Origin of the sequence: Stenotrophomonas sp. SAU14A_NAIMI4_5 (genome assembly GCF_003086795.1) — a bacterium.
In the GTDB taxonomy this organism is placed as follows: domain Bacteria; phylum Pseudomonadota; class Gammaproteobacteria; order Xanthomonadales; family Xanthomonadaceae; genus Stenotrophomonas.
The window spans coordinates 2201124-2219359 of sequence record NZ_CP026003.1 but is presented as its reverse complement, the minus strand read 5'-3'; the positions used below and the strand labels follow the sequence as shown (position 1 = coordinate 2219359).

Sequence of the window (18236 nt, the reverse complement as noted above, 5' to 3'; positions counted from 1 at the left end):
AAAGGATGTTGCACATGAACAAGCTCACAGTGCTGCTGGTCGACGACCATGAGGGTTTCATCAACGCAGCGATGCGCCACTTCCGCAAGATCGACTGGCTGCAGATCGTCGGCAGCGCCGGCAACGGCCTGGAAGCCATCGAGCGCTCCGAGTCGCTGCGTCCGCAGGTGGTGCTGATGGACCTGGCCATGCCGGAAATGGGCGGCCTGCAGGCCACCCGCCTGATCAAGTCGCAGGATGATGCCCCGTACATCGTGATCGCCAGCCACTTCGACGACGTCGAGCACCGCGAGCATGCGCTGCGCGCCGGCGCCGACAATTTCGTCAGCAAGTTGTCGTACATCCAGGAAGTCATGCCGATCCTGGAAGGCCTCAGGGAGGATCGATCGTGAGTGAATCGCGCATCCTTGTACTGGACAACGACGCCGTGCGTGCCGAGCGCACCGTTGCCCTGCTGGAATTCATGGACTTCAACCCGCGCTGGGTGTCCGACGCGGCCGATTTCGACCTGGGCCGCCAGCGCCAGAACGACTGGATGGCCGTGATCGTCGGCAGCCTGGACGACAGCGCCGCCAGCACCGCGCTGTACGCCTGGCTGGGCGGCAGCAGCCTGCCGCCGCCGGTGCTGCTGGCCGACGGTGAAGCTGCAGCGTTTGCCCAGCAGCACGGCCTGCACGAGGCCAACATCTGGCCGCTGGAAGCCCCGCTGCGCCACACCCAGATGGAAGCGCTGCTGCGCCGCGCCAGCCTCAAGCGCCTGGACGCCGAGCACCAGGCCGGCGCCGCACAGGACCACGGCCCGACCGGCAACGGCCCGGCGGTGACCGGGCTGCGCACGATGATCGAGCAGGTGGCGGCCTTCGACACCACCGTACTGGTGCTGGGCGAATCGGGCACCGGCAAGGAAGTGGTCTCGCGTTCGATCCACCAGCGCTCGCCGCGCCGTGATGGCCCGTTCGTTGCGATCAACTGCGGCGCCATCCCCGCCGACCTGCTGGAAAGCGAGCTGTTCGGCCACGAAAAGGGCGCCTTCACCGGTGCACTGACCGCGCGCAAGGGCCGTTTCGAAATGGCCGAGGGCGGCACCCTGCTGCTGGATGAAATCGGCGACATGAGCCTGCCGATGCAGGTGAAGCTGCTGCGCGTGCTGCAGGAGCGCAGCTTCGAACGCGTCGGTGGCAACCAGACCATCCGCTGCAACGTGCGCGTGGTCGCAGCTACCCACCGCGACCTGGAAACCCGCATCGCCGAAGGCAAGTTCCGCGAGGATCTGTTCTACCGCCTCAACGTCTTCCCGATCGAAGTGCCGGCCCTGCGCGAACGTCGCGAAGACCTGCCCGCCCTGGTCGAAACCATCGCCATGCAGCTCGGCCGCACCGGCCGTGGCGAAGTGCGCTTCACCCCGGAAGCCCTGCAGGCACTGGCCAGCTACGAGTGGCCCGGCAACGTGCGCGAGCTGACCAACCTGGTCGAGCGTCTGGCCGTGCTGCACCCGGGTGGTTCGGTGCGCGTACAGGACCTGCCGGCCCGCTATCGTGGCGACGCCGCGCTGGCCGTGGTGGCACCGCCCGCCGCGGCGCCGGTGGCCGCCAGCGAGGAACGCCTGGACCTGCGCAGCTTCTCCTTCCACACCCCGGGCAGCGGCAGCCAGGCCGCGGCGGAGAACGCGGGCGCCCAGGCGGCCCTGCCCAATGACGGCCTGGACCTGCGCAACCACATGGCCACGATCGAACTGGGCCTGATCAACGAAGCACTGGAACGCACCCAGGGCGTCGTCGCCCATGCCGCCCAGCTGCTCGGCCTGCGCCGCACCACCCTGGTGGAAAAGCTGCGCAAGTACGGCATCGAGCGCGAGCAGGCCGAACTGGCCAGCTGAGCCGATGACGCCGGGGTCAGATCCCTCCCGCAGGGAGGGCTCTGACCCCACGCGATCCCAAAGGGGTCGGAGCCCTTTCCGCTGGAAAGGGATCCGACCCCTTTGCATTTGCACGTAGCTGCTGACCTGTCTCAGCGACCACCAGGGCCGCTTCATCTACACACAGCACGATGGCCCACTGCTGCCGCGCCAGCGCCAGAATTCCGGTCACTGGACCCTGCAGCCATTGGCCGGAAAACCGACGCCGGTTAAATGACGCCTTCACTGGGGTCAGAGCCAGTGCCGACCAACGGTCGGCACCCACCATCAGCAGCAGCACCATCAGCAGCAGCATCAGCATCAGCAGCAGCATCAGCATCAGCAGCAGCAGCAGCTTCCAACAGGTCGCGGTCAACTGTCGAAGGCGGGGTGGGTCCGGTTGAGGGGGTGTGAGCGGCATGGATGCCGCGACCAAGCCCCCATGGACGGGTTTACGGCGTCCCCCTCAACCGGACCCACCCCGCCATCCCACGGAATGCAGGCTTTTGCTTCTGAAGGTGCCGGCCAGCGGCCGGCACTACCGCTTCTGCGGGTGCAGGGCGCAGCCCTGCCAGCACCCCCACAATCCTCACGACACTGAATCGAAAACCGGTTTCGGCACGCCACTTGCACCTGTTCCAGCGAACACCCCCATCCCTGTTTCTGGAACCGTTGCAGATGTCCCACTCCGTCACTTCGATCCTTTCCCAGATCCGCTCCTATCAGACCCAGATGGGACAGCCGGCGACGCTCAACCCGCTGGCCGAAGCGCCGCGCAGCAATGCCCTGCCCGGCGCGGTCCTGGATGCATCGCAGGTCCAGCCCGCCAGCTTCACCGACACCCTGCGCGGCGCCATCGCCGGCGTCAACGACGCCCAGCAGAAGTCCGGCGCCCTGGCCAAGGCTTTCGAACTGGGCGAACCCGGCGCCGACCTGGCCAAGGTGATGGTCGCCTCGCAGCAGTCCCAGATCGCCTTCCGCGCCACCGTGGAAGTCCGCAACCGTCTCGTCCAGGCTTACCAGGACGTGATGAACATGCCGCTGTAAGGAACATTGACGCATGGCACTGACGCTCTCCAAGGAAACCCTGAACGCCGAAAAGGCCGGGCAGTGGTTCGACCGCCTGCAGAGTCTGCAGATCACCCGCCGCCTCGGCCTGATGGCGATGATCTCGGTGGCGGTGGCGGCAGGCCTGTTCGTGTTCTTCTGGTCGCAGAAGCCCGGCATGGTCCCGCTGTACACCGGCCTGGACCAGAAGGCGACCGCCGAAGCCACCGACCTGCTGCGCGCGGCACAGATTCCGTTCGAGCTGGACCCGGCCACCGGTGGCATCACCGTGCCGGAAAAGAACCTGCACGATGCGCGCCTGAAGCTGGCCGGCTCCGGCCTGACCGACAGCGGCAAGCTCGGCTTCGAGCTGATGGAACGTGACCCCGGCTTCGGCGTCAGCCAGTTCGTCGAAAGCGCGCGCTACCAGCACGCGCTGGAAACCGAACTGTCGCGCACCATCAACACCCTGCGCCCGGTGCGCGATTCGCGCGTACACCTGGCCATTCCCAAGCCCAGCGCCTTCACCCGCCAGCGTGACGTGGCCAGCGCCTCGGTCACCCTGGAACTGCGTGGTGGCCAGCAGCTGGAACGCAGCCAGGTCGATGCCATCGTGCACATGGTGGCTGCCGCCATTCCTGATCTTGCGCCGGAACGGGTGACCATCGTCGACCAGAGCGGGCGCATGCTCAGCGTCAGCGATCCGAACAGCGAAGCCGCGGTCAACGCCGCCCAGTTCGAGCAGGTGCGCCGCCAGGAAACCTCGTTCAACCAGCGCATCCGCGAGTTGCTGGAACCGATGACCGGCCCCGGCCGCGTCAACCCGGAAGTGAGCGTGGACATGGACTTCTCGGTGACCGAGGAAGCCCGCGAACTCTACAACGGTGAACCGCAGAAGCTGCGCAGCGAGCAGATGAGCGAGAACACCAGCAGCACCCCGGGCCCGCAGGGCGTGCCGGGCGCGACCAGCAACAGCCCGCCGGGCCAGCAGGCCGCACCACCGATCGCGCAGACCCCGACCGAAAGCAGCAAGAACGCGACCCGCAACTACGAGCTGGACCGCACCCTGCAGCACACCCGCCAGCCGGCCGGCCGCATCAAGCGCGTCTCGGTGGCGGTGCTGGTGGACAACGTGCCGCGCGCCGGCGCCAACGGCAAGCTCACCCCGCAGCCGCTGGCGGCCGCTGAACTGACCCGCGTCGAGGCGCTGGTGAAGCAGGCGGTGGGCTTCAACGCCGAGCGTGGCGACACCGTGTCGGTGATGAACGCGCCGTTCGTGCGCGACACCACCCCGGTGGAAGGCCCGGCCTGGTGGGAGCTGCCGTGGGTGTTCGACGCCGGCCGCATGGTGCTGGGCGCGGTGGTCGTGCTGGCGCTGCTGTTCGGCGTGCTGCGCCCTGCCCTGCGCGGCATCACCGGGCAGAACAAGAAGGACGAGAACACCGAGCTGGAACCGCACACCGCGGACGTACAGCTGGTGGATGACGATGGCACGCCGCTGCCGGCGCTGGGCGCTGACCGCGTCAGCCTGGCCGGCGCGGACCCCCTGGCCCTGCCGGTGGATTCTTATGAGGAACGACTGCGGATGGCCCGTGAAGCCGTGAAGACCGATTCCAAGCGCGTGGCCCAGGTGGTCAAGGGCTGGGTGGCCAATGACTGACGTGCAACTGACCGGCGTGCAGCGCGCTGCCGTGCTGCTGCTGTCGCTGGGTGAACTGGACGCAGCCGAAGTGCTGCGCCACATGGAACCCAAGGAAGTGCAGAAGATCGGCATCGCCATGGCAACCATGACCGACATCACCCGCGAGCAGGTGGGCCGGGTCATGGACCAGTTCAACCAGGAACTGGGTTCGAAGACCTCGCTGGGCGTGGGCTCGGACGACTACATCCGCAACATGCTGATCCAGGCGCTGGGCACCGAGAAGGCCAGCGGCCTGATCGACCGCATCCTGCTGGGTCGCAACACCACCGGCCTGGACGCGCTGAAGTGGATGGACCCGCGCGCCGTGGCCGACCTGGTGCGCAACGAGCACCCGCAGATCATCGCCATCGTGATGGCCCATCTGGAAACCGACCAGGCCGCCGACGCGCTGAAGCTGCTACCCGACCGCACCCGCGTCGACGTGCTGCTGCGCATCGCCACCCTGGACGGCATTCCGCCGAACGCGCTGAATGAACTGAACGAGATCATGGAGCGCCAGTTCGCTGGCAACCAGAACCTGAAGTCGTCCAACATCGGCGGCGTGCAGTGCGCGGCCAACATCCTCAACTTCATGGAGAGCGGCCAGGACCAGGCGATCCTGGGCGAGATCGCGCGCATCGACGCGCCGCTCAGCGGCCGCATCCAGGACCTGATGTTCGTGTTCGACGACCTGGTGGACCTGGACGACCGCGAGATGCAGCTGGTGCTGCGCGAAGTCAGCGGCGAACGCCTGGGCCTGGCCCTGCGCGGCGCCGACATCAAGGTGCGCGACAAGATCACCCGCAACATGTCGCAGCGTGCGGCCGAGATCCTGCTGGAAGACATGGAAGCCCGCGGCCCGGTGCGCCTGTCCGACGTGGAAGGCGCGCAGCGCGAGATCCTGGCCATCGTCAAGCGCATGGCCGATGAGGGCACCGTCACCATCGGTGGCAGCGCGGAGGCCATGCTGTGAGCAACGTCGTGCGCTGGCTTGCCCCCGACCTGCTGGCCCAGCCGCAAGCGCAGCTGGAGCAGGAGGATGTCTTCGAACTCACCGAGCCGGACCCCGAGCACGAGCCGGAACCGGTGCTGCAGCTGCCGACCCTGGAGGAAATCCAGGCGATCCAGGACAGCGCCGAGAAGGAAGGCTTCCAGCACGGCCACGCCGATGGCTACGGCCAGGGCCAGGCCGAGGTACGCCGCCTGGTCGCGCAGATGGAAGGCATCCTCGACAACTTCAGCCGGCCGCTGGCACGGCTGGAGAACGAAGTGGTCGGCGCGCTGGGCGAACTGGCGGTGCGCATCGCTGGCGCACTGGTCGGCCGCGCCTACGAGGCCGACCCGGCCCTGCTGGCGCAGCTGGTGGGCGAAGCGGTGGATGCGGTCGGCGGCAGCACGCGTGAAGTGGAAGTGCGCCTGCACCCGGACGACATCGCCGCGCTCGCGCCGTTGATGACCCTCACCCCGACCCAGCGCCTGGTGCCCGATACCAGCCTGAGCCGCGGCGATCTGCGCGTGCACGCCGAAGCGGTGCGCATCGACGGCACCCTGGAAGCGCGCCTGCGTGGTGCACTCGATGCGGTGATCCGCCAGACCGGAGCCACGCCATGACCCCTGAGCCGAACCTGCCCCCGCCGTCGACCGACTGGGCCGTGGCCCGCAACCTGCGCCTGGCCCGCCGCCTGGATGGCCTGCGCGTGGATACCGCGCACGGCCGCGGGCTGATCCGTGAGGGCGTGCTGCGCCGCGCGGTCGGCCTGACCCTGGAAGCGGTGGGCTGCGAGGCGCCGCTGGGTGCCAGCTGCAAGGTCGAAGTGGTCGATGGCGGCTGGGTCGACGCCGAAGTGGTCGGCTTCGCCGGCGAGCGCACCTACCTGATGCCCAGCGCCGAACTGCATGGCCTGCTGCCCAACGCACGCGTGGTGCCGTCTGCGCGCCGTGGCGGCGTGGAAGTGGGCGAAGGCCTGCTCGGCCGCGTGATCGACAGCGATGGCGTGCCGCTGGATGGCAAGGGCCCGATCCGTGCGGAAGGCCACGTCGGCATGGCTGGCATTTCGATCAATCCACTCGCGCGCGAGCCGATCACCCAGCCCCTGGACGTGGGCGTGCGCGCCATCAACGCCCTGCTGCCGATCGGCCGAGGGCAGCGCGTGGGCCTGTTCGCAGGTTCCGGTGTCGGTAAATCGACGCTGCTGGGCATGATGACCCGCTACACCGCCGCCGACGTGATCGTCGTCGGCCTGATCGGTGAACGTGGCCGCGAAGTCCGCGACTTCGTCGAGACCACGCTTGGCGAGGAAGGCCTGCGCCGCGCGGTGGTGGTGGCCAGCCCGGCCGACCGCCCGCCGCTGGCGCGCCTGCATGGCGCCTACCGGGCCACGGCCATTGCCGAATGGTTCCGCGACCAGGGCCTGAATGTACTGCTGCTGATGGATTCGCTGACCCGCTTCGCCCAAGCGCAGCGCGAGATCGGTCTGTCGGTGGGCGAACCGCCGACCACCCGTGGCTATCCGCCGTCGGTGTTCGCCAAGCTGCCGGCGCTGGTCGAACGCGCCGGCAACGGCGCCAAGGGCCGTGGCTCGATCACCGCCTTCTACACCGTGCTGACCGAGGGTGATGACCCGCAGGATCCGATCGCCGACGCGGCGCGCGCCATCCTCGACGGCCACATCCTGCTCTCGCGCCGGGTGGCCGACAGTGGCCTGTACCCGGCCATCGACGTTGAATCGTCGGTCAGCCGCGTGGTCACGGAAATCGCCGACGAGCCGTGGCGCCTGCGCATCCGCAAGCTCAAGCGCCTGGTCTCGGCCTATTCCTCCAACCGCGACCTCATCGCGATCGGTGCGTACCAGCGCGGCAACGATGCCGCCACCGACGAAGCCCTGGAACGCTGGCCGGAAATCATGGAGTTTCTCGGCCAGGACGTGGCCAAGGCCGCTGATCTTCCGCACAGCCAGGCGGCGCTGCAGCGCCTGGTGGATTAAGAGAGCCTAACCATGACACAGTCCAAGCGCATCGATCCCCTGCTGAAGCGCGCCCAGGAGCACGAAGACGCCGTAGCCCGCGACCTGGCCGAGCGCCAGCGCGTGCTCGACACCCACCTGTCACGCCTGGATGAGCTCCGCCGCTACGCCGAGGAGTACGCCAACGCGCAGATGGCCGCCACCAGCCCGGCGCAGCTGCTGAACCGCCGCGCCTTCCTCGACCGCCTCGACAGCGCGGTGGAACAGCAGCAGGCCACGGTGAACGGCAACCGCGAGAAGGTGGAAGCCGAACGCGCGCGCCTGATCCTGGCCAGCCGTGACAAGGCCGTGCTGGAACAGCTGGCCGCCAGCTACCGCGCCCAGGAAAAGGTGGTGACCGACCGCCGCGACCAGCGCGAGATGGATGACATCGGCGCCCGCCGTGCACGCCTGGCGCAGACGGCGGAGCCGGACGGCGGCGAGCAGGGAGGCCGCACGTGATGCCCTCCGCACTGTCCAGCAGCATCGGCACCGGCGGCACCGCCAGCAGCACTTCCAGCAGCACCGCCAGCCCGACGCGCAGCACCGGCAGTGGCAAGGATTTCGGGCAGATGCTGCAGGGCTCGCCCGCGGCCGACACCCAGGTGAAGCCTGCCAGCAAGGCCCCGCCGTCCAACAGCGCGCCAGCCAACCCGGACGGCGGCGCGGACACGCCGACCGGCAGCGCCGCTGACAGCGACGGCACGACGACCGAAACGACGACTGCCGCCCCGCCGCCCACCCAGGCCACGACGGACGACCAGGACACGGCGACGGAGGGCGATGATGCGCCGTGGCCGCCGCTCGGCCTGGCCAGCCTGGTGCTGGCGGTGCCGGTGCCCGCCGACGCCGTCGCCGCGACACCGGTGGCAACGGCCGAGGGCGGCGATGCGGGCCTGGCTGCCGCGGCACCGGCACTGCCGGCCACCGGCCTGCCCGCGGCAACGCCACTGGCTGCCGGCGCAGCGGCTGCCACTGCAGCGACCGACAGCGACGGCGACATTGCCACCCAGCCGCTGCCGGACATGGTCCTCGGCCAGCAGGCGCTGGATGGCGTCGATGACAGCGACGGCCTGCTGATCGGCGATCGCAGCCCGACAGTCCCGTTGCAGGGCGCATTTCCCGCCGCGCTGCAGGACCTGAAGGCGGCGCTGGCCAGCACGCCGGTCTTCGACGGCGAACCGACACCCACCCCGACCCTCGGTGACGACGGCTTCGACCAGGCGATCGGCGCACGCCTCAGCTGGCTGGCCGACCAGAAGATCGGCCACGCCCACATCCGCCTGAACCCGGAAGACCTGGGCCCGGTGGACGTGCGCCTGCAGATGAATGGCGACAAGGTCCACGCCAGCTTCAGCAGCCCGCACGTGGACGTGCGCCATGCACTGGAAAGCAGCCTGCCGCGCCTGCGTGAACTGCTGGGCGAACAAGGCTTCCAGCTCGCCCATGCCGATGTCGGCCACCAGAACGGCAGCGACGGCAGTCCGTCGGCGCAGCCCGGCGGCACGGGCGACCTGGCCGGCGGCGACGGAGAACCGTCGCGGGGCGACACCACGGTGTCGGCCGCACAGCTGATGCGCCAGCGCGGGCTGTTGGACGCCTACGCGTAAGCGGTAGCGCCGGGCCCTGCCCGGCGGTTTTACGCACCGACGGAATTCCGTCGCACCCCTCCCCTCGCGCTGCGGCACGCCCCTTGCATATCCCGGTGAAGCAACCCTCAGGAGCTTCACCTCGTGGCCGCAGCCGCTGACAAAACCAAGAAGACCGCCGACAAGGACAAGGCCGCCAAGCCGCGCAGTCCGCTGTTGATCACAGCCCTGGTGGCCGTGCTGGCCGCAGCTGCCGCCGGTGGCGGCGTCTGGTTCTTCAACCAGTCCAAGCACGAAGACAAGACCGCCGAAGCCCCGAAGAAGGGAGCCGTGCCGGCCCCGGCGCAGTACTTCGCGCTGGACCCGGCCTTCGTGGTCAACCTCAGCGGTTCGATGGATGGCCCGCGCTACCTGCAGGTGGAAGTGCAGCTGATGACCCGCGATCCGGCCGCACTGGAAGCGATCAAGACCCACGCCCCGGCCATCCGCGCACGCCTGCTGATGCTGTTCTCGCAGGTTACCCCCGACCAGATCGCCGACATCGCCGGCAAGCAGAAGCTGCAGGCCGACTCGCTGGCCGAAGTGCAGAAGGTGCTCAAGGCCGAGACCGGCAGCAACGGTGCCGACGATCTGCTGTTCACCAGCTTCGTGACCCAGTAAGGGCTGCCCGCGATGAATGACCTGCTGTCCCAGGATGAGATCGATGCCCTGCTCCATGGCGTGGACAGTGGTGCGGTCGAAACCGAACCGGAGGCGCCCAGTGGCGAGGCCCGTTCGTACGATTTCGCCAGCCAGGACCGGATCATCCGCGGTCGCATGCCGACCCTGGAAATGGTCCACGAGCGTTTCGCGCGCCTGTGGCGGATCGGCCTGTTCAACCTGATCCGCCGCTCGGCCGAACTCTCGGTGCGCGGCATCGAGCTGATCAAGTTCAACGATTACATGCACTCGCTGTATGTGCCGACCAACCTGAACCTGATCCGCTTCAAGCCGCTGCGTGGCACCGGCCTGATCGTGTTCGAGCCGACCCTGGTGTTCGCCATCGTCGACAACTTCTTCGGCGGTGACGGGCGCTACCCGACCCGCATCGAAGGCCGCGAGTTCACCGCTACCGAAATGCGGGTGATCCAGCTGCTGCTGAAGCAGACCTTCGCCGACCTGCGCGAGGCCTGGGCACCGGTGATGGAAGTGGATTTCGAATACATCAATTCGGAAATCAACCCGCACTTCGCCAACATCGTGACGCCGCGCGAGTACGTGGTGGTGTGCCGCCTGCATGTCGAACTCGACGGCGGTGGCGGCGACATCCACGTCACCCTGCCTTACTCGATGCTCGAGCCGATCCGCGAACTGCTCGACGCCGGCATCCAGAGCGACCGCAATGATCGCGATGCCAGCTGGGGCGTGATGCTGCGCGAGCAGCTCAACATCGCCGAAGTGACCCTGTCCAGCGTGCTGGCCAGCAAGCGCATGACCCTGCGCGACCTGACCCGGCTGAAGGTCGGCGACATCCTGCCGATCGAGCTGAATCCGCAGGTGCCGCTGTGCGTGGAGAACATCCCCGTGTTCACCGGCGAATTCGGCGTCGCCAACGGCATGAACGCCGTGAAGATCACCGCTACCCATCCGCCGGGCACCCGCCCGCGCGTACCCGTCATCCAGGAAGACCCGCAATGAACGATATCGACGCCCTCGAACCGACCCCGGCCCAGTTCGGCAACCTGCAGGCCGACGAGTCGATCGGCCCGGACCTGAACCTGGACGTGATCCTCGACGTGCCGGTGACCCTGTCGCTGGAAGTCGGCCGTGCCCGCCTGCCGATCCGCAACCTGCTGCAGCTCAACCAGGGCTCGGTGGTGGAGCTGGAACGCGGCGCCGGCGAATCGCTGGATGTGTTCGTCAACGGCACCCTGATCGCCCATGGCGAAGTGGTGGTCATCAACGATCGCTTCGGCGTGCGCCTGACCGACGTGGTCAGCCCGAGCGAGCGGATCCGGAGACTGCGTTGAGCCTGCTGCTCGCCACCGCCCAGGCTGCTGCGAAGACCGCCCCGCAGATCGGCCAGCATGCGGCCAGTGCACCGAGCCTGTTCGGCGCGGTGCTGGCGCTGCTGGCGGTGCTGGCGCTGGTGGTCGGCCTCGGCTGGCTGCTCAAGCGCATGCCGGGCAGCGGCTTCCGCCCGCCGGAGGGCATGAAGCTGGTGGCCAGCCTGAATGTTGGCGCCAAGGAGCGCGTGGTGGTGGTCGAGGTCAATGGCCAGCAGCTGCTGCTGGGCGTGACCGCCGGCAGCATCAACACGCTGCACACCCTCTCCGAACCGCTGCCGCCGCCCGCGCCGGCGCGCGTGCCGGACTTCAAGAACCTGCCGAATTTCGCCCAGCTGCTGCAACAGCGGCTGCGCAAGGACCCCTGACATGCGTGTCGCCCGTACCCGCCCCGCCACCGTTCTGTCGTGGCTGCTGTTGATCGCCCTGTGCCTGCTGCCCGTGCTGGCGTTTGCCGCGCCCGGTGCGCCGGCCGCGCTGCCGGACGTCAACGTCGGCAAGATCGGCGGCCAGCCGGTCAGCCTGCCGTTGCAGACCCTGCTGCTGATGACGGCGATCACCCTGATCCCGTCGATGCTGCTGGTGCTGACCTCGTTCACCCGCATCATCATCGTGCTGGGCCTGCTGCGGCAGGCGCTGGGCACCGGGCAGACGCCGTCCAACCAGGTGCTGCTGGGCCTGGCCCTGTTCCTGACCGCGATGATCATGATGCCGACCTGGGACAAGGCGTGGAGCACGGGCATGGCGCCCTACCTCAACGGCGACATCGACTTCCAGACCGCGTGGACCCTGACCACGCAGCCGCTGCGCGGTTTCATGCTGGCGCAGATCCGCGAGACCGACCTGATGACCTTCGCCGGCATCGCCGGGCACGGCACCTACGCCAGCCCCGACGCGATCCCGTTCCCGGTGCTGGTGGCCTCGTTCGTCACCAGTGAACTGAAGACCGCCTTCGAGATCGGCTTCCTGATCTTCATCCCGTTCGTGATCATCGATCTGGTCGTGGCCAGCGTGCTGATGTCGATGGGCATGATGATGCTGTCGCCGATGCTGGTGTCGGCCCCGTTCAAGATTCTGCTGTTCGTGCTGGTCGATGGCTGGGTGCTGACGGTGGGTACGTTGGCGGCCAGCTTCAACCCAGCGTGAATCAATCCGGCTTGAATCAATCCGGCGTGAATGAAACACGCTCCGCCGGGCATGGCCCGGCGCTACCGATGGAACAACGATGTCTCCCGAACTTGCCTTGACCGAACTGCGTGGCGGCCTGATCACCGTGTTGTGGGTGGCCGGCCCGCTGCTGCTCACCGTGCTGGTGGTGGGCGTGGTGGTGGGCGTGGTGCAGGCTGCGACCCAGCTCAACGAGCCGACCATCGCCTTCGTCGCCAAAGCCGCCGCATTGACGGCCGTGCTGTTTGCCCTGGGCAGCCTGCTGATCGGCCACCTGGTCGAATTCACCACGCTGCTGTTCCAGCGCATTCCACACCTGATCGGCTAGGAAACACGCGCTGATGGATGCCGCCACCCAGATGGCTGCCGACGGCCTGCAGGCCTTCAGCATGATCGCCACGGTGCTGTGGACGATGCTGCGCATCGGCGCGGTTGCGATGGCCATGCCCATGATCGGCACCCGCGCGGTGCCGCAGCGGATCCGCGTGATCCTGGCCGGCACCCTGTCCATCGCCCTCGCCCCGCTGCTGCCGCCGGTACCGGAATGGACCGGCTTCGACGCCGCCACCGTGCTGACCATCGCCCGTGAACTCGCCATCGGCGTGTCCATCGGCTTCATGCTGCGGCTGATCTTCGAGGCCGGCGCCATGGCCGGCGAACTGGTCGCGCAGGGCACCGGCCTGGCCTTCGCGCAGATGAGCGATCCGCTGCGCGGCGGCACCTCCGGCGTCATCGGCCAGTGGTTCTACCTGCTGTTCGGCCTGCTGTTCTTCACCGCCAACGGCCACCTGGCGTTGATCTCGCTGGTGGTGGACAGCTACCGCGCGCTGCCGATCGGTGCGCCCCTGCCCGACCCGAACGCCTTCTTCAGCATCGCCCCGACCCTGTTGCTGACTGCCCTGCGCGGCGCCCTCACCCTGGCCATCCCGTTGACGGTGGCGATGCTGGCGGTGAACCTCGCCTTCGGCGTGCTGGCGCGTGCAGCGCCCGCAATGAACCCGATCCAGCTGGGCCTGCCGGTCTCGCTGCTGCTGGGCCTGTTCCTGCTGGCCCTGCTGGTGGGTGAGATGGGCCCGCCGGTGCAGCGCCTGTTCGACGCGGCCTTCGAAGCGGCGGGTGCCGTTACCCGGTGACGCGCACTTGTAGAGCCGAGCCCATTCTCGGCTCTACCCCTCCGCCCCTGCTTCGCGCTAGAGTGAATGGGCGGTGCCCAGGGGGACGCCGCACCTGGCAGCCGCCGTGCGGGCTGCCTGCCTCATCCATGCCCCAACGTAGTTTTTCCGTCGACAGGATGGTCCGGGAGAAAGACGAATGCTGGTAGGCACGTACAACCCGTGGCTGGTAGCCGTTTCGCTGCTGGTCGCCGTGATGGCGTCGTACACCGCGCTGGCCATGGCCGGCCGCACGGTCACCGCGCCCGGCAAAGGCGCCACCTGGTGGTGGCGGCTCGGCGGCGGTTTTGCCATGGGCCTGGGCATCTGGTCCATGCACTTCATCGGCATGCTCGCCTTCGACCTGCCCATCCCGCTGGGCTACGACCTGCCGATCACCCTGCTCTCGCTGGGCATGGCCATCGCCGCCTCGGTGTTCGCGCTGTGGCTGGTTTCGCTGCGCACTCTGCCGCACCCGCGCCTGGCCGGTGGCGCGGTGCTGATGGGCACGGGCATCGCCGGCATGCACTACGTCGGCATGGCCGCGATGCGCATGAGCCCGCGCATCGATTACGACCCGGTCTGGCTGGCGCTGTCGCTGCTGGTCGCCGTGGCCGCCTCATGGGTGGCGCTGTACATCGCCTTCCGGCTGCGCGCGCAGCACACCCGCAGCGTCGATCGACTGGCGGCCGCCGGCCTGCTCGGCCTGGCCATCGTCGGCATGCACTACACCGGCATGGCCGCCGCCCGCTTTCCGGAAGGCAGCGTCTGCGGTGCTGCCGTGGGCGATGGCCTGCAGAGCACCTGGCTGGCGATGCTGGTGGTGGTGCTTACCGTGGCGATCCTGGCGGTGGTGCTGGTGGTGTCCTGGATGGACCAGCGGGTGGAGGCGCAGTTGCTGCGCCTGCGCAACTCGATGCTGAGCACCTCGCTGACCGATGCCCAGCAGGAACTCACCCAGGCGGCGCTCCACGATCCGCTCACCCGCCTGCCGAACCGGCTGCTGCTGCAGCGGGGCATCGTGCAGGCGCTGGCCGAGGCCGAACAGGGCGGCAGCCGCTTCGCGGTCATGTTCATGGACCTGGATGGCTTCAAGCAGGTCAATGATGCCTATGGCCACCAGGCCGGTGATGCGCTGCTGGTGGCGGTGGCCGAACGCACGCGCCAGCTGCTGCGGCCCAACGACCTGCTGGCCCGGCTGGGCGGCGATGAGTTCGTGCTCGTGGTGCGCATCGAACACGACGAGGATCTGCCGACCCTGGCCCGGCGCATCCTGCAGGCGGTGGGCAGCGCGCCGCTGCTGCCCGACAGCGAACTGCAGGTGACCGCCAGCATCGGCGTGGCGATCTGCCCCGACCACGCCGCCAGCGAACGGCAGCTGATGGCCTTCGCCGATGCGGCGATGTATCAGGCCAAGGAATCGGGCCGCAACGCCTTCGTGATGTTCGCCGACTGGATGAACGACAGCGCCGAGCAGCAGTTCCGCCTGCTGGCCGACCTGCGCAAAGCGATCAGCAGCGACCAGCTGTTCCTGCATTTCCAGCCGAAGATCCAGGTGGCCACGCAGAAGGTGGCCGGTGCCGAGGCGCTGATCCGCTGGCGCCATCCCGAGCACGGGTTGATCCCGCCGGACCGCTTCATCCGCCTGGCCGAGCGCAGTGGCGCCATCAACGAGATCGGCCGCTGGGCGCTGGACCAGGCCTGCGCGCAGCTGCGCCGCTGGCACGACGCCGGCCATGAGGGCTGGTCGATGTCGGTCAACCTGTCGCCGGTGCAGTTCGGCTCGCCGCACCTGCTGCAGGACGTGACCGAGGTGCTCGAGCGGCACCGCATCACCCCACGCCAGCTGGTGCTGGAAATCACCGAAAGCACGGTGATGCGCGATACCGACACCAGCCTGCGCCTGCTGCAGGCGCTGTCGGCGCTGGGCGTGGGCATTTCCATCGATGATTTCGGCACCGGCTATTCCAGCCTGCTGTACCTGAAGCGTCTGCCGGCCACCGAGATCAAGATCGACCACGCCTTCGTGCGCGACCTGGAACACAGTGCCGAGGACGTGGTGATCGTCTCGGCCATCGTGGCCCTGGGCCACGCGCTGGACATGGACATCGTGGCCGAGGGCGTGGAGACGGCTGCCCAGCGGGCGTACCTGGAGCGCCTGGGCTGCGATTACCTGCAGGGCTTCCTGCTGGGTCGGCCGGTGGATGCCGCCCGCTTCATGCAGCTGCACGACCTGCCGCGGCCACGGGTGGAACTGGCGCAGAGCCCGCCGCCACCGGACCCGACCTGACGCCGGGGCCAGCCCGGCGCTACCGCCCATCACTTGTCCGTATGATGGGCCGCGCGCCCGTCACCCAAGGAAGAATCCGTGGCCCTACGCACCACCCTCGCCGGCCTGCTGCTGGCTTTGGTCTGTTGTACCCACGCCGGCGCCAACGAACTTCCGTGGTCCCTGCAGGCCGACGCGCCCCCGGAACAGGTCGACGCCGCACTGCAGCGCCTGGGCAGCGAACTTCTGCAATCCTCCACGCTGACCGATGCACAGCGCAGCCACGCGCTGCTGGCCAGTGGCCGCTTTGCCCAGGCGCAGGCATCCATCCAGCAGGTGCGCGCCGGGCTGATCACTGCCGGCGACCCCGCGGCGGCGCAGCGCTGGACCTCGATGCTGCTGATGGCCACGACCGCGGGCACCGAGGGGCCGGCTTACGCGGGCGCGTTCCATGCACTGTTCAACGGACTGGATGATGTCGCCGCGGTACAGGCTGACGCCACACTGCGCGTGGACCCGACCGTCGCGCGCGCGCAGCTGGCGCGGATGCTGGCCGCGCAGGCGGGCGGCTCCCTGCCCGAGGCGACAGCGCTGGAACTGGTGCGCCTGCACGCCGTACTGCGTGCGCAGACCCTGGCGGCTGCCGCGGCACTGCCATTGCTGGCCGACGAGGAACGGCGCCGCTTCGTCATCGACGATGGGGTGCGCATCCCTGCTGGCGGCGGCGTGGTGCTGTCGGCCCAGTTGGCCCTGCCTCGCGCCGCAACGGCACCTTTGCCGGCGGCCATGCTGTTCACCATCTACACCGACCCGCCAAAGAACCGGCTGAAGATGCTGCTGGCCGCCGCCCATGGCTACGCCGGCATCATCGTCGACGCACGCGGCAAGGGCCAGGGCACCGGCACCATCGCCCCGTACGAACATGACGGCGAGGACGCCAACGCTGCCATCGACTGGGTAAGCCACCAATCCTGGAACGATGGCCGGGTGGCGATGTACGGCGGCAGCTACGAGGGCTTCACCGCCTGGGCGGCAGCGCGCCACCACCATCCCGCACTGAAGACCATCGTACCCTACGTTGCCGCCATCCCCGGCCAGGGCCTGCCGATGGAGAACAACGTATTCCTCAGCGCCAACTACGGCTGGGCGTTCTACGTGGCCAACGGGCCGATGCTGGACGACGCCACCTATGACCAGAACGCACGCTGGCAGCAGCTGGGCCCGCGCTGGTATGCCTCCGGCCGCCCATACCGGCAGATCGACCAGGTGGACGGCACACCCAACCCGTGGCTGCAGCGCTGGCTCGAGCATCCCAGCTATGACGCGTATTGGCAGGCGATGGTCCCCTATGGCGACCAGTTCGATGACATCCGCATCCCGGTGCTGACCATCACCGGCTATTACGACGATGGCCAGATTTCGGCGCTGCAGTACTTCAAGGAGCATCTGCGGCACCGCCCCGATGCCGACCACGCCCTGTTGATCGGGCCCTACGACCATGGCGGCGCGCAGTCGGCACTCAAGCCCATGCAGCTGCGCGACTACACGCTGGACCCGGTCGCCCAGTTCGACACCCCGGCGGTCACGTTCCAGTGGCTAGACCATGTACTGCGCGGCGCCCCGCGCCCAGCGCTGGTGCCCGACCGGGTCAACTACCAGCTGATGGGGGCGAACCGCTGGGGCCATGCCCCGAGCCTGCAGGCTGCGGCCGGCGGCCAGCGCCGCTACCACCTGTCCACCGCGCCCGCCTCGGCCGAGGGGTACCACCGCCTGCAGGAACAGGTGCCTGCGCCCGGCCAGCTGCGGCAGACCGTCGACATGGCCGACCGCAACGAAATGCGCCACGGCTACTACCCGTTCCCGATCGTCGAAGCGCAGGACTCGGCAGACACCGCGTTGTCCTTCGTCTCCGCCCCCTTCAGCGCACCGATGGACCTGGTGGGCAGCTTCTCCGGCGACCTGAAGGTGCGCATCAACAAGCGCGACCTGGATTTCACGGTCACCCTGTACGAGCTGCTTGCCGATGGCCGCCGCATGCAGCTGTCCTACTACATGGGCCGGGCCAGCCATGTGCGCGACCCGACCACGCGCCAGCTGCTGCAGCCCGGGCAATGGACTCATCTGCCCTTCGACCGCACCCGCATGGTTGCGCGCCGCCTGGCCCCCGGCAGCCGCCTGCTGGTGAAGGTGGACGTATTGAAGGACGCGATGCACCAGGTGAACCACGGCACCGGCGGCGATGTCAGCGATGAGTCGGCCGCCGATGCGGGCGCCCCGCTGCAGGTGGACTGGCACAGCGACAGCGTGCTGACGATCCCCCTGCAGGCGGTGACGCCGGCCGGGTGACACCGCCGGGCATGGCCCGGCGCTACCGCCCCCCGCCGTCACGGA

19 protein-coding genes are annotated in these 18236 nt (G+C 68.5%); 18 read left to right on the top strand and 1 reads right to left on the bottom strand.

Translation table 11 applies throughout. From position 1 onward, the window contains the following. Nucleotides 1-14 precede the first annotated feature (14 nt). Together C1925_RS10400 and C1925_RS10395 are read left to right on the top strand one after the other, a co-directional pair. Nucleotides 15-392, top strand: a complete 378-nt coding sequence (locus C1925_RS10400; RefSeq protein ID WP_049460600.1) for a response regulator transcription factor — start codon at nt 15-17, stop codon at nt 390-392. Continuing rightward, the gene (locus C1925_RS10395) at nt 389-1876 is read left to right on the top strand and encodes a sigma-54 dependent transcriptional regulator (protein WP_108768804.1); all 1488 of its coding nucleotides are present in this window, start codon (nt 389-391) and stop codon (nt 1874-1876) included. Before C1925_RS10400 ends, C1925_RS10395 begins: the two co-directional genes overlap by 4 nt. Before the next feature lie 16 nt (nt 1877-1892). Here C1925_RS10395 and C1925_RS10390 read toward each other — a convergent pair whose 3' ends face one another. After that, a complete protein-coding gene (locus tag C1925_RS10390; RefSeq protein ID WP_159097510.1) occupies nt 1893-2234 on the bottom strand; it encodes a hypothetical protein in 342 nt (113 codons plus the stop codon). A gap of 338 nt (nt 2235-2572) precedes the next feature. Between C1925_RS10390 and fliE the strand changes: the two genes are divergently transcribed. The 16 genes from fliE to C1925_RS10310 all read left to right on the top strand — a co-directional run bounded on the left by fliE (nt 2573) and on the right by C1925_RS10310 (nt 18191). Next, on the top strand, nt 2573-2941 hold the full coding sequence (gene fliE, locus C1925_RS10385) for a flagellar hook-basal body complex protein FliE (protein WP_108768802.1): 369 nt from the start codon (nt 2573-2575) through the stop codon (nt 2939-2941). Nucleotides 2942-2954: 13 nt separating this feature from the next. Next, complete coding sequence (gene fliF, locus C1925_RS10380; RefSeq protein ID WP_108768801.1) at nt 2955-4601, top strand: flagellar basal-body MS-ring/collar protein FliF; 1647 nt, start codon at nt 2955-2957, stop codon at nt 4599-4601. 7 nt (nt 4602-4608) lie between these two features. Beyond that, nucleotides 4609-5595 (top strand): flagellar motor switch protein FliG, encoded by a 987-nt coding sequence (gene fliG / locus C1925_RS10375; RefSeq protein WP_108770676.1) that lies wholly within the window; start codon nt 4609-4611, stop codon nt 5593-5595. A 29-nt stretch (nt 5596-5624) separates the two neighbouring features. Further along, nucleotides 5625-6233 (top strand): FliH/SctL family protein, encoded by a 609-nt coding sequence (locus tag C1925_RS10370; protein WP_174213542.1) that lies wholly within the window; start codon nt 5625-5627, stop codon nt 6231-6233. Then, nucleotides 6230-7606 (top strand): FliI/YscN family ATPase, encoded by a 1377-nt coding sequence (locus C1925_RS10365; RefSeq protein WP_108768799.1) that lies wholly within the window; start codon nt 6230-6232, stop codon nt 7604-7606. The genes C1925_RS10370 and C1925_RS10365 overlap by 4 nt, the downstream gene beginning before the upstream one ends. 12 nt (nt 7607-7618) lie before the next feature. Further along, entirely contained in the window at nt 7619-8086 is a 468-nt protein-coding gene (gene fliJ, locus C1925_RS10360) for a flagellar export protein FliJ (protein WP_108768798.1), read from the top strand. After that, the gene (locus tag C1925_RS10355) at nt 8086-9234 is read left to right on the top strand and encodes a flagellar hook-length control protein FliK (protein WP_108768797.1); all 1149 of its coding nucleotides are present in this window, start codon (nt 8086-8088) and stop codon (nt 9232-9234) included. The genes fliJ and C1925_RS10355 overlap by 1 nt, the downstream gene beginning before the upstream one ends. A gap of 123 nt (nt 9235-9357) precedes the next feature. Further along, on the top strand, nt 9358-9873 hold the full coding sequence (locus C1925_RS10350; protein WP_108768796.1) for a flagellar basal body-associated FliL family protein: 516 nt from the start codon (nt 9358-9360) through the stop codon (nt 9871-9873). A 12-nt stretch (nt 9874-9885) separates the two neighbouring features. Next, a complete protein-coding gene (gene fliM / locus C1925_RS10345) occupies nt 9886-10890 on the top strand; it encodes a flagellar motor switch protein FliM (protein WP_108759997.1) in 1005 nt (334 codons plus the stop codon). Next, on the top strand, nt 10887-11222 hold the full coding sequence (fliN, locus tag C1925_RS10340) for a flagellar motor switch protein FliN (protein WP_108768795.1): 336 nt from the start codon (nt 10887-10889) through the stop codon (nt 11220-11222). The genes fliM and fliN overlap by 4 nt, the downstream gene beginning before the upstream one ends. Beyond that, the gene (gene fliO, locus C1925_RS10335; protein ID WP_108768794.1) at nt 11219-11626 is read left to right on the top strand and encodes a flagellar biosynthetic protein FliO; all 408 of its coding nucleotides are present in this window, start codon (nt 11219-11221) and stop codon (nt 11624-11626) included. Before fliN ends, fliO begins: the two co-directional genes overlap by 4 nt. Nucleotide 11627: 1 nt before the next feature. Continuing rightward, complete coding sequence (gene fliP / locus C1925_RS10330) at nt 11628-12404, top strand: flagellar type III secretion system pore protein FliP (RefSeq protein WP_108768793.1); 777 nt, start codon at nt 11628-11630, stop codon at nt 12402-12404. Between the two features lie 79 nt (nt 12405-12483). After that, nucleotides 12484-12753, top strand: coding sequence for a flagellar biosynthetic protein FliQ (locus C1925_RS10325; RefSeq protein WP_005413254.1), 270 nt, complete (start codon nt 12484-12486; stop codon nt 12751-12753). A 13-nt stretch (nt 12754-12766) separates the two neighbouring features. Beyond that, a complete protein-coding gene (gene fliR, locus C1925_RS10320) occupies nt 12767-13558 on the top strand; it encodes a flagellar biosynthetic protein FliR (RefSeq protein ID WP_108768792.1) in 792 nt (263 codons plus the stop codon). A gap of 178 nt (nt 13559-13736) precedes the next feature. After that, a complete protein-coding gene (locus tag C1925_RS10315; RefSeq protein ID WP_108768791.1) occupies nt 13737-15866 on the top strand; it encodes a bifunctional diguanylate cyclase/phosphodiesterase in 2130 nt (709 codons plus the stop codon). Between the two features lie 78 nt (nt 15867-15944). After that, nucleotides 15945-18191: a CocE/NonD family hydrolase gene (locus tag C1925_RS10310; RefSeq protein WP_108768790.1), complete on the top strand. Its 2247-nt coding sequence runs from the start codon at nt 15945-15947 to the stop codon at nt 18189-18191. Nucleotides 18192-18236: the final 45 nt, after the last annotated feature.